This is a genomic window from Marinobacter sp. CA1 (genome assembly GCF_020546665.1).
In the GTDB taxonomy this organism is placed as follows: Bacteria; Pseudomonadota; Gammaproteobacteria; order Pseudomonadales; family Oleiphilaceae; genus Marinobacter; species Marinobacter xestospongiae.
Genome location: NZ_CP071785.1, coordinates 2,816,492 through 2,828,370, shown reverse-complemented (window position 1 = coordinate 2,828,370; position 11,879 = coordinate 2,816,492). Strand labels below are relative to the sequence as shown.

8 protein-coding genes and 1 tRNA gene are annotated in these 11,879 nt (G+C 61.6%); 4 read left to right on the top strand and 5 right to left on the bottom strand.

The genetic code is table 11. The features are described 5' to 3' along the window. Nucleotides 1-10 precede the first annotated feature (10 nt). Nucleotides 11-1,345: a sodium ion-translocating decarboxylase subunit beta gene (locus J2887_RS12895; RefSeq protein ID WP_227171527.1), complete on the top strand. Its 1,335-nt coding sequence runs from the start codon at nucleotides 11-13 to the stop codon at nucleotides 1,343-1,345. Between the two features lie 63 nt (nucleotides 1,346-1,408). Here the strand turns inward: J2887_RS12895 and J2887_RS12890 are convergent, their stop codons facing one another. From J2887_RS12890 to J2887_RS12880, 3 genes are all read right to left on the bottom strand, one after another. Further along, entirely contained in the window at nucleotides 1,409-2,533 is a 1,125-nt protein-coding gene (locus J2887_RS12890) for a hypothetical protein (RefSeq protein ID WP_227171526.1), read from the bottom strand. A gap of 302 nt (nucleotides 2,534-2,835) precedes the next feature. Next, nucleotides 2,836-2,911, bottom strand: a tRNA-Asn gene (locus tag J2887_RS12885). Nucleotides 2,912-2,979: 68 nt separating this feature from the next. Continuing rightward, the gene (locus tag J2887_RS12880; protein ID WP_227171525.1) at nucleotides 2,980-4,164 is read right to left on the bottom strand and encodes a pyridoxal phosphate-dependent aminotransferase; all 1,185 of its coding nucleotides are present in this window, start codon (nucleotides 4,162-4,164) and stop codon (nucleotides 2,980-2,982) included. 158 nt (nucleotides 4,165-4,322) lie between these two features. Here J2887_RS12880 and uvrB point away from each other — a divergent pair, with 158 nt between their 5' ends. Together uvrB and J2887_RS12870 are read left to right on the top strand one after the other, a co-directional pair. Beyond that, a complete protein-coding gene (uvrB, locus tag J2887_RS12875) occupies nucleotides 4,323-6,380 on the top strand; it encodes an excinuclease ABC subunit UvrB (RefSeq protein ID WP_227171524.1) in 2,058 nt (685 codons plus the stop codon). Nucleotides 6,381-6,643: 263 nt separating this feature from the next. Beyond that, nucleotides 6,644-7,585 carry a bile acid:sodium symporter family protein gene (locus tag J2887_RS12870; RefSeq protein ID WP_227171523.1) on the top strand — a complete coding sequence of 314 codons (942 nt, stop codon included), beginning with the start codon at nucleotides 6,644-6,646 and terminating at the stop codon, nucleotides 7,583-7,585. Here the strand turns inward: J2887_RS12870 and J2887_RS12865 are convergent. After that, nucleotides 7,576-8,697 carry a GNAT family N-acetyltransferase/peptidase C39 family protein gene (locus tag J2887_RS12865; protein ID WP_227171522.1) on the bottom strand — a complete coding sequence of 374 codons (1,122 nt, stop codon included), beginning with the start codon at nucleotides 8,695-8,697 and terminating at the stop codon, nucleotides 7,576-7,578. The genes J2887_RS12870 and J2887_RS12865 overlap by 10 nt on opposite strands. A 193-nt stretch (nucleotides 8,698-8,890) precedes the next feature. On the opposite strand from J2887_RS12865, the gene J2887_RS12860 reads away from it, so the two are divergent. Then, nucleotides 8,891-10,366: a RimK family protein gene (locus tag J2887_RS12860; protein WP_227171521.1), complete on the top strand. Its 1,476-nt coding sequence runs from the start codon at nucleotides 8,891-8,893 to the stop codon at nucleotides 10,364-10,366. Here the strand turns inward: J2887_RS12860 and J2887_RS12855 are convergent. Continuing rightward, entirely contained in the window at nucleotides 10,363-11,529 is a 1,167-nt protein-coding gene (locus J2887_RS12855) for a cation diffusion facilitator family transporter (RefSeq protein WP_227171520.1), read from the bottom strand. The two genes, J2887_RS12860 and J2887_RS12855, sit on opposite strands and share 4 nt — an antisense overlap. Nucleotides 11,530-11,879: the final 350 nt, after the last annotated feature.

Below are 11,879 nucleotides of genomic sequence, written 5' to 3'. Positions count from 1 at the left end.
CCAGCATTCCATGGATAAGATAATGACGCTGTGGACAGGCAGTGGCCTGTTCAACATTGAGATCGGCCAGGTGATCATGATCGCCATCGGCCTTCTCCTTCTGTTCCTTGCGATCCGCAAGGGGTTTGAGCCGCTGCTGCTGGTACCCATCGGGTTCGGCGGTATTCTGGCGAATATTCCGGAGGCAGGGCTGGCCCTGACTGCGGCAGAGAATGCCATCCACTTTGCGCTGAAGGACGGCTTGTCCGAGATCCTGGTCGCCCTGGCGGCGCCGCTGGACGTAGCTTACCAGGCCGGACAGACGGTAACGCCCGAGCTGAAGGAAGCCTTCAAGGTGGCCATCAAAGAGGCGAGCCATACCGACATGGCGATGGCGAATGCCATTGCCCAGGATTACGGGTATGGCAACGGCATGCTCTACAACTTCTACTCTGTGGTTATCGGTAGCACCGTCGGGCCGCTGTTGATCTTCATGGGTGTGGGCGCCATGACCGATTTCGGTCCGCTGCTGGCCAACCCCAAGACCATGCTGCTGGGCGCGGCTGCCCAGTTCGGTATCTTTGGTACCGTCATTGGCGCAGCGCTGCTGGACTGGACCGGTGTCCTCGACTTCAACATCCTTGAAGCGGCAGCCATCGGTATCATCGGTGGTGCGGACGGTCCGACCTCGATCTACGTATCCAGCGTACTGGCCCCGCATCTGCTGGGCGCCATCGCGGTTTCCGCCTACGCCTACATGGCCATGGTTCCGATGATCCAGCCGCCGATCATGAAGGCGCTGACCACTCCGGAAGAGCGGGCACTGAAAATGTCCCAGCTGCGTCCGGTCAGCAAGCGTGAGAAGATCGCGTTCCCGCTGGTGGTACTGATTGCCGTTGTGCTGTTCCTGCCAGATGCGGCTCCGCTGCTGGGTATGTTCTGCTTCGGTAACCTGATGCGCGAGTGTGGCGTGGTCGAGCGTCTGAGCGATACTGCCCAGAACGCACTGATCAACATTGTTACCATCTTCCTGGGCCTCTCGGTAGGCTCCAAACTGATGGCCGACAAGTTCCTCGATCCCCAGACCCTGGGTATCCTGGCGCTGGGTATCGTCGCCTTCGGCGTGGGTACCGCATCCGGTGTGTTGATGGCCAAGCTGATGAACAAGCTCAGCAAGGAGAAGATCAACCCGCTGATCGGTTCGGCCGGTGTGTCCGCCGTGCCGATGGCCGCCCGGGTGTCCAACAAGGTCGGCCTGGAGGCCAACCCGCAGAACTTCCTGCTGATGCACGCCATGGGCCCGAACGTGGCCGGCGTAATCGGTTCGGCCGTTGCCGCGGGCGTGATGATCAAGCTGTTGACCTGATCGTCTCGCATCGACTGAAAACCCGCTGCGCTTAGGCGCAGCGGGTTTTTTTATGGCTATAGCTCACAAACCATTATGGGCAATTTCCTGATGGTGGCCCTGATGCAGCAGGCGGTAGACCTGGTTGCGCAGGTCGTTGGCCTCGTTGTCGGTCAGGGTTCTGGTCATATGCCTGAGGGTCAGTCGTAGGAGTACGTTCTTCTGGCCCGGGCTCATGCCCATGCGTCGATGGGCGGTTTCGGGCAGTGCGTCATAGGCGGTTTCAGAGAGCACCTCCAGGGCCTCGATCAGGTCCGCCTGCGGTAGATTCGAGCGCAGGTGATCCCCCAGGGTTTCGGGGTCGTCCCAGTCCGCAACGCACAGCGACAGGTCGCGCTGAATCGCAGGCATGGCGGAAACTGGCTGGTAGGGGGCGAGGGTGGTCATCTGGTGGCGAATCCGCGGGTCCTCACTGCGCAGCAGGCGGATGTCGTCAATGCCCTTGCGCACCATCAACAGGCGATCAAGGCCCAGGCCCATGGCCAGGCCGCTGTAGTCGGTAAGTCCGGCGTTGGCTAACAGCCGGCGGTTGGCTAGGCCGCATTCGCCCACTTCAATCCAGGTATCCTGCCAGTACGCGTCGATCTGGACGCCTTCTTCGGTATAGGGGTGAGGGGATGGCTTCGTTCGCCAGGCGACGCTTGGTAAAGCCGCGTGCATTACCAGGGTGATCATCTCCAGCAGGGTTTTGGTGGTGGCGGGCGCAGTCGCGTTCGGCGCGATCAGTCGCCACAGGTCGAGTTGATGAGGTTCGCCGCAGTGGAGTCGGTCAATGCTGTCGCGCCGGTAAACCAGCCCTGGCAGGACCAGTAACAGATCCTGTGGAGGATCAATGCTGAGGCCTTCGAGGAGGTCAGGAATAGCGGCCGAGGTCTGGGTGCGGAGCATGAGGTTGGGCGTGATGTAACGGGTATAGCGGGCTTCCCGGGCGGCACCGTCGGTCGGATAGCCCAGGCGATCGTAATTGTCGCAGACCGGAACGGCCGGGCTCGTTCGTGCCAGTTGTTGGCGGCAGGGCCACTGAGCGGCGAGCGCCTGGCGAATCTCGGTAAGCAGTTGCTGCATGGCATGGTCGCCATGGTGCGGGTTGGTAAGGTCTGGCAGGTTGAGGGAGCGTGTCAGCGCCTCCCGGCTCATCAGAATTGTCATCGGTGTTTTCTCCATTGGAAACAATCAGGTTTCTGCGGAAAAAACAGGAGGGAGCGATCGGGTTATCGGGTATCGCTGTCCACCTGATGTCTGCGGTTCCCCCGGAAGCTGGTGCGGGGGTGCAGAATCAGGTGGCAATAGTCACCTGGCCCCCGTGCCTTGATGGTTCCGGGGGGATGTAAATCGTTGGGCCAGATGACTGCTTAGGGGATAGCACATGGCTTTATGCTATGCGGAAATCAGGCGGGCCGTCCAGCGCCAGGCATAAAAAAAGCCGCTTGAAAAGCGGCTTTTTGGAATAGTGGCTCCCCGAGCTGGGCTCGAACCAGCGACAAACGGATTAACAGTCCGTTGCTCTACCAACTGAGCTATCGGGGAACGTCGTCGTGTGACGAGGCGCGTATATTAAGGGCCGGTACGCACCTCGTCAACCCCTGTTTTGAAATTTATGCCAAAACTTTTTTCAGGCGGGCAACGGCTTCCTTGAGAACGTCCAGACCGGTGGCGAAACTGAGTCGCATATGGCCCGGTGCGCCAAAGGCCGAACCTGGAACCAGCGCAACGCCAGCTTCCTGCAGCAGCTTCTCGGCCAGCTCGACATCGGTGCTGATGCCGTCGTTCGTATCGATGGCGCCCTGGAAGCTGGGGAACACATAGAAGGTGCCGTCGCCCTGCAGGCATTCCACGCCCGGCAGCTCGTTCAGTGCCGCGACCAGGTAGTCGTGGCGCTCGCGGAAGGCTTTGACCATCTCGCCCACGCACTCCTGCGGGCCATCCAGAGCTGCCTGAGCGGCCGCCTGGGAGACGGACGACGGGTTGGAGGTGCTCTGGGACTGGATCTTCTTCATCGCGCCAATGATCTTGGCGGGCCCTGCGGCGTAACCGATGCGCCAGCCTGTCATGGAGTAGGCCTTGGAGACCCCGTTCAGCACGAAGGTGCGGTCGTACAGCGCCGGCTCCGCATTGAGAATGTTGCAGAACGGCTGGCCGGTCCACAGGATCGGCTCGTACATGTCGTCGGTGGCAATCATTACCTGCGGATACTTCATCAGTACCGCGGCCAGCGCTTTCAGCTCGTCCAGGGTGTAGGCCATGCCACTGGGGTTGGACGGGCTGTTGATGACGAACAGGCGGGTGCGCTCATTGAGGGCGTTGTCCAGCTGCTCCGGTGTGATCTTGAACCGGGTCTCGGCGGAGGTTTCGATGACCACCGGCTTGCCTTCGGCCACCAGCACCATATCCGGGTAGGACACCCAATACGGGGCCGGAATCACCACTTCGTCTCCCGGGTTCAGTACCGCCAGGGCCAGGTTGAAGAAGCTCTGCTTGCCACCGCTGGAAACCAGAATCTGGTTGGGTTCGTAATCGAGCCCGTTGTCACGCTTGTACTTGGCAATGATGGCCTGTTTAAGCGCGGGGGTACCATCGACAGCAGTGTACTTGGTCTGACCGGCGTTGATCGCCTCAATGGCGGCGTTCTTGATATGATCCGGTGTATCGAAGTCCGGCTCCCCGGCGCCCAGGCCAATAATGTCCTGGCCGGCGGCACGGAGTTCGGCCGCCTTGTTGGTGACTGCGAGAGTGGGAGATGGCTTGATGGCCTGTACACGGCTGGATAGTTGAAGGTCCAAACTTGCGCTCCTTAAAGCTGCGTCCGAAAGGCGACGATGGCCCGGGTGTCAGCTATGCCGGACCATCGTGAAACCTGCTGATGGTACCATGAAGCCTGCATAAGGATAAGCCAGCTTCGTGGCAACCCGATCCATTGATGAGAGGATGACCACCTGCCATGGCCAGCCAAGACACTGAGTCCAGTAAACGCACAGCTTTCCGGGTCAATTCGGAGTTTGCCCCGGCGGGGGACCAGCCGACCGCCATCGCGGAGCTGGTGGATGGCATCGACTCCGGCCTGGCGCACCAGACCCTGCTCGGGGTGACCGGCTCGGGCAAGACCTTCACCGTCGCCAACGTGATCGAACGGGTGCAGCGGCCCACCATCATCATGGCCCACAACAAGACCCTGGCGGCCCAGCTTTACGGTGAGTTTCGCGAGTTCTTCCCCGACAACGCGGTGGAGTACTTCGTGTCCTACTACGACTACTACCAGCCAGAGGCCTATGTGCCATCGTCGGACACCTTCATTGAGAAGGATGCTTCCGTCAACGAGCACATAGAACAGATGCGACTGTCTGCCACCAAGGCGCTGCTGGAGCGGCCGGATGCCATCATTGTGGCCACGGTATCGGCAATCTATGGTCTTGGTGATCCCCAGTCCTACCTCAAGATGATGTTGCACCTGGATCGGGGCGATCAGATTGATCAGCGCTACATCCTGCGCCGGCTGGCGGAACTGCAGTACACCCGAAACGACATTGAGTTCCATCGCGCTAACTACCGGGTTCGTGGTGATGTGATTGATGTGTTTCCGGCGGAATCCGAGAAAGAGGCCATCCGCATCGAGCTGTTTGATGATGAGGTGGAAAACCTCAGCTACTTCGATCCGCTCACTGGCGAAGTGTTGCGACGGGTCCCGCGGGTGACCATCTACCCCAAGAGTCACTACGTTACCCCGCGCCAGAAAGTGCTGGATGCGGTTGAGGAGATCAAGGTCGAGCTGGACCAGCGGCTGACCCAGCTGCGGGATGACAATCGGCTGGTGGAAGCCCAGCGGCTGGAAGAACGGACCCGCTACGATGTCGAAATGATGCTGGAGTTGGGGTACTGCAACGGCATCGAGAACTACTCGCGCTACCTCTCCGGTCGCCGCCCGGGGGAAGCGCCGCCGACGCTGTTCGATTACCTGCCACCCAACGCCCTGTTGGTGGTGGACGAGTCCCACGTCACCATTCCGCAGATTGGCGCCATGTTCAAAGGCGACCGCTCCCGCAAGGAAACCCTGGTGGAGTACGGCTTCCGGCTGCCGTCGGCGCTGGATAACCGTCCCATGCGGTTCGAGGAATGGGAACGCATTGCGCCACAGATGGTGTTTGTATCGGCAACCCCCGGCAGCTACGAAGCCGATCACGCAGGTCAGGTGGTGGAGCAGGTGGTACGGCCTACCGGTCTGCTGGACCCGGAGATTGAGGTTCGGCCGGCGTCCACCCAGGTGGACGATCTGCTGTCAGAAATCCACGCCCGGGTGGCGGTGGATGAGCGGGTGCTGGTCACCACCCTGACCAAGCGAATGGCGGAAGATCTGACCGACTTCCTGATGGAGCACGACATCCGGGTTCGCTACCTGCACTCGGACATCGACACCGTAGAGCGGGTGGAGATCATCCGCGACCTGCGCCAGGGCCAGTTTGACGTGCTGGTGGGGATCAACCTGCTGCGGGAAGGCCTGGACATGCCCGAGGTGTCCCTGGTTGCCATCCTGGATGCCGACAAGGAAGGCTTCCTGCGGTCCGAGCGCTCGCTGATTCAGACCATCGGCCGTGCTGCGCGGAACGTCAACGGCAAGGCCATCCTCTATGGTGACCGCGTCACCGGCTCGATGCAGCGGGCGATTGATGAGACTGAGCGTCGCCGCATCAAACAGCAGGCCCACAACGAAGAGCACGGCATTACCCCGACCGGTCTGCGCAAGAAAATCGCCGACATCATGGAGGGGGCCACCGGTGGTGGTCGTGGCCGTCGCAAACCGGAACGTCCCGGTGAGCGGGCGGCGGAAGCGGCGGAACAGTATCGCGCCAAGGCTGGTGGCCATTCTCCGGAAGAGTTGATGAAAGAGATCAGTGGCCTGGAGGACCGCATGTACAAGGCGGCGGCGGACCTGGATTTCGAGACCGCGGCCCGCCTGCGGGATGAGATCGCCGAGCTCAAGGAAGCCGCCATCCGGACCGCCTGATCGTCGCACATTCGGGGTCGCTGGCGCATTTGGGGCTGTACGTGGCCGATCCTGTGAGTAGAATAGCGGTCCCCGTGACTGAGGAACGATACCGGTTCCTTAACCTGACCACAGCAGTCAACCGGCCACAAGCCGGAATCTGGCTGGGTGGGGCAAGCGGTTTCAGCCGTGATCCGGCTACCGTCGGGGCCTGGTCTGATGGGCCAGTGCCCCGCGTCTGACGGGCTTCCTGATCATCAAGCTGCCATTGTCCGAGTTACGCCATGCTGAACCGCATTATCCAGCTGTTTCCGGTGTGGGCCATTCTGTTCTCCGTTTGTGCCTTCTACCAGCCCGCCCTGTTTACCGATCTCAAAGCGGCGATCGTGCCGTTGCTGACCATTATCATGCTGGCCATGGGGCTGACCCTGACCCCGACCGATTTCCGCCACGTAGTGACCTATCGCCACGCCCTGCTGCTGGGCACTGCGCTGCAGTTCTCCGTGATGCCGCTGCTGGCTCTGGGCATCAGCCTGCTGTTCGGGTTCAGCCCGGAACTGACCGTGGGCATGGTGCTGGTGGGCTGCGTTGCCGGCGGTACTTCGTCGAACGTGATGACGTTCCTGGCCGGTGGCAACGTGGCACTGTCGATTTCGATGACGGCTACCTCCACCCTGCTGGGTGTGGTGCTGACGCCACTGCTTACCGGCCTGCTGGTGGGGCAGAGTGTGGACGTGCCGATCACCGGTATGCTGCTGAGCCTGGTGAAGATCGTGCTGGTGCCGGTGGCGATCGGGGTGGCGCTCAACGCCTTCCTGCGGCGTCAGGTCAAAGCGGTTGAGCCGGTGCTGCCGCTGGTGTCGATGTTCAGTATTGTGATCATCATCGCCATCGTGGTAGCGCTGAACCGGGACAATCTGGCCAGCCAGGGCCTGATGATCGCCCTGGCGGTGATCCTGCACAACAGCCTGGGGCTGGGCCTGGGGTACGGTGCCTGCCGGCTGTTTGGCTTTGACCGTCGCATCAGTCGTACGGTGGCTTTTGAGGTTGGATTGCAGAACTCCGGCCTGGCCACCGCCCTGGCGATGAAGTTCTTTACGCCCATTGCGGCCATGCCTGGCACCCTGTTTTCGGTCTGGCACAACATCTCCGGCTCCATCCTGGCCGGTATCTGGTCCAAGCGACCGCCGCAGGATGAGCCGCAAGCCGATCCGGCCTACCGCTGAATCGGTTCCCTTGCGGCAACCACCACCGCCGCCTGCAGGCGTTGTTCCCGCCCATACTGCTGCATGCGCGTGAACAGCTGCCGGTCCACCGGCAGGTACTGTTTGTCGGCGATGGTATCACCGCTTTCCAGGTCCACCTCCGGGTCGTGCAGGTAGACAAAGCTGTCGTCCACCGCGCACACCGTGACCCAGTGAGGCACCCGGCTGCCACTGAGCTGCCAGCCGCTGATAAGCACCAGCGGAACCTGGCCGGCCCGTAGCGCCTGTTCCAGTTCGGCCAGGGTGATGGCGCGGTCGTGCAGGGTGACGTCGGTGTCTGCGAGATCCGCCAGAAAGGTCTCGTGGACCAGCTCCAGCACCCGCTTCTTGTCCGGATTGCGGACCGTCTGCCGGAACAGCGGGCCGGTGTGGCTGATGTAGGCGCAGGCCTGGAAGCCCCGTTGCCAGGCCGCCAGTGCCAGACCGTGAGGTCCGCAGCCGCCGTGGCCGGCCAGCATGAAGATGGTGGTGGACTGGCGCCAGATGGCCAGTTCTTCCCGGGCATTGAGTGGGCTGTCCGGTGTCACCGCCGCCATGGCCATCATCAGCGCTGCCGGACCACAGGTGAACTCGGTGGTCTGCGGGTAGTACGGCACCCGGGGAAACGCCGCAGAAGGGTGGTAGTGCAGTATTCTGCGCTCAAACCTGAGGGCGTCGCTGTGATCTTCGTAGTAATCCCGATGATGACCAAACTGGCGGTAGCCCAGCCGCTGGTAGAGCCGTATCGCCGGCGCATTGTCCTCCCGCACTTCCAGCCGCATCACGATCCGTCCGGCTTCCTGGGCGACCTGTTCCGATGCGCTCAGCAGTGCTTCGCCAACCCCCTGACCCCGCACGGACGGGCAGACCCCCAGCGAGTAGATACGGGCCAGACGGGTTGCCCTGCGCATCAGCACCAGGCTGTAACCCACCAGCGTCTCGGCCTGGACGGCAACGATCAGACGATCACTGGGGTGGTCGATGAACCGACGCAGGCTGCGACGGGACAGTCGATCGCTCTGGAACAGGCGATTCTCCAGATCCACCAGGGCGTCCAGGTCGGATGGCAGGGCAGGGCGCAGAGTGGTGGTCATGACGGAAGCCTCCTGAAAAGGCATGGGACCGAGGCCGCCATTATTGTCGAGCCCTGGCCCGCGGGGTAGTTGCCCCGGATGCGTAGATGCACGCATCCACCGGGGATTGCCGGGATTTACCGAGTCGTCGTATCGTTGGCGTCTTGGGTGCCGGTCGGTGCCCACTCATGGCCTCCAGGAGGGGTTGCCATTCATGTCCAAACTGCTGATTGTGGTTGACCGCCTGGAAGACTGGGCGCCGTTTTTTCCCAGTGACGATGTCGTCACTTTCTCCCAGTACCTGGCCGCCAACGGCCGCGACAGCCGGCGCACCCGGGTTATCAACCTGTGCCAGAGTGCCCGTTACCTCAGCCAGGGCTACTACTGCTCGCTGCTGGCGGAGGCCCGCCGCCACCATGTCCTGCCGTCGGTGTCCACCCTCAATGATCTTAGTCGCAAAGGGCTGTTCTCACTGCAACTGAGTGAACTGGATGCGGCGGCACAGGCATGGCTGGAGCAGGCCGACGGGGGTGGCAAACGGGATCAGGTCAAGGTTCGGCTGTTCTTCGGCCAGGCCGGCGATGAGGCCCTCAAGGCGGTGGCAAGAACGCTGTTTGAGCGCTTCCCCTGTCCGATTCTGGAAGTCACTTTCCGGCATCGCCGGGGCTGGCAGATTGACACCATGAAGCCGGTGTCTCCGGCTGGCCTCTCCGACGCCGAGCAGGACCTGTTTGCGGCGGCTCTGGACCGTTTCAGCAGCATCGTCTGGCGCAAGCCCCGCAGTCGGCAGCGGTACCGCTTCGATCTGGCCATGCTGGTCAATCCCGACGAGGCGCTGCCACCGAGTGATACGGTGGCGTTGTCACGCTTCGTGCGCGCCGGTCGCAAACTCGGCATCCATGTGGAGACCATTACCCGCAAGGATTACAACCGGCTGCCGGAATACGATGGGCTGTTCATTCGCGAGACCACCGCCATCGATCATCATACCTACCGCTTTGCCCGTCGTGCCGAGGCCGAAGGGCTGGTGGTGATTGATGATCCGGTGTCGATTCTGCGCTGCACCAACAAGGTGTTCCTGGCGGACCTGCTCAACAACCATCGGGTACCAACGCCGAAGACCCTGATTTTCAGCCGGGACCAGGATGACGCCATCGCCCGGATCAGCAGCGAGATTGGCTATCCGGTGGTGGTGAAGATTCCCGACGGTGCCTTTTCCCGTGGAGTGATCAAGGCCACCGACGAGGCGTCTCTGCGTCAGGCCCTGGCCTCGCTGTTCCGGCAATCGGCCCTGGTGCTGGCTCAGGAGTATCTCTATACCGATTATGACTGGCGCATTGGGGTGCTTGGCGGGCGGGCAATCTACGCCTGCAAGTACTTCATGGTGAAAGGGCACTGGCAGATCTATCAGCATGGCGGCGACCAGGCCGTGGACAGTGGCGACTTTGAGACGCTGCCGACCTACGAGGTGCCGCGCAAGGTGATCCAGGCGGCGCTCAATGCCACCCGGCTGATCGGCAATGGGCTCTACGGTGTCGACATCAAGCAGAGCGGCAATCGCATTGCCGTGATCGAGGTGAACGACAACCCCAGCATTGATGCCGGGGTGGAAGACCGCTTCCTTGGTGGTGAGTTGTACTCGCTGATCATGCAGGAGTTTCTGCTGCGCATGGAGCAGCGCCGGCGTTAGTCCGGGCCGTGCCAGATGCGCAGGCTGCCAAACCAGGGATGTTGCTCCAGGCTGTGAACGGCCCGAGCCAGTGCCTCGGCGTCGGGGCCTTCGCCGCGGTCTTCCACAAACAGCTCCAGGTGCACCTTGTTGCGCAGGTAATGCAGCCTGAGTCGGCCGGGGCTGACAGGCCGGCTCAGGCAGGCCTCCAGCTCCCCCTGAATGGTCTTTCGGCTGGGCAGTTGCAGTGAGGTGGGGCGGCCCTGTTCGTCATTCTCGGCGTCGATATGGAAGGTAATGTGGGCGATGTCCGGCAGGCTGTCCCGCATCCTTGCCACCACCTGCATGCCCACCTGATGGCCTTCCGACACGCTGATATCCGGGCTCACCACCAGGTGGACGTCCACCAGGATGTTGTGACCCATGCGGCGACTGCGCAGGTCATGGACGTTACGCACCCCTTCGGTGGTGCGGGCAACCTCCTTCAGACGCTCCAGTTCCTCTACAGGCAGTCCGGTATCCACCAGCTCCTTGACACTGCGCCAGGTGAAGCCCCAGCCAACGTGGCCCACCAGCACTGCAATCACCACCGCGGCGAGGGCGTCGAGCCAGACGAAGCCGGCCATGGCCCCCAGGGTGGAAACCAGCACCACGATGGAAGACAGGGCGTCGGTGCGGCTGTGCCAGGCATTGGCCACCAGCAATTCCGAACGGATGGCCAGACCGACCTTTCGGGTATAGCGGAAGATCCATTCCTTGCCGACGACGGAGAGCAGCGCGGCCGCCAGCACGGGCCATTCCGGGAGCGGCGCGTCGGTGTCGACAAACAGGCGTTCCAGGTTGTCCCAGGCCAGGGCGCCACCCACCGCAATCAGTGTCGCGCCGAGTATCATGGTGCCCAGGGTTTCGAAGCGCTGGTGGCCGTAGGGGTGGCCCTGATCCGGTTCCAGCCGGGATACTTTCATGACCGCAATCACCACCAGATCCGAGGCCGCGTCGGAAAAGGAATGGATGCCATCCACCAGCAGCGCCTGGGAGTGAAACAGTGCGCCACCGATGCACTTGATCACCCCCAGTACCAGGTCCAGTACCATGCCGATGAGGGTGACCCGGGTTGCGGCCTGGGCTTCAGTGGCAGCGCTGGCTTGGCTGGCGGTCGCGGTTGGTTGGGGCTTTGTGGCCATTGCGAACTCCGTTGCTGGCTCCCGGCATCTGTGTGCGGGGTATTAAATCTGATGTTTTTATGCACACTGCCGGTATGTTACACAGAGGTGACATCCACTTACATAACCAAGATAAAACAAGCGCTTACGATCAAATTTCTTGTGATTCAATAAGTTATAATTGATCAAAAAATGATCAATTTGTAGGCTGGCGCAGTCCGCAAGGGATAGCCGTGGGTCAGGGCCCATTTTCAACAGAGTTATCCACAGAAATCGTGGAAAACATCACGAGACCTTAATGAGACAGTCATTTAGCTGTCACTCTGTCAGCTTAGCGCCGGCTGTGGAAAAGATCTGGCGGCCGGTTCGGC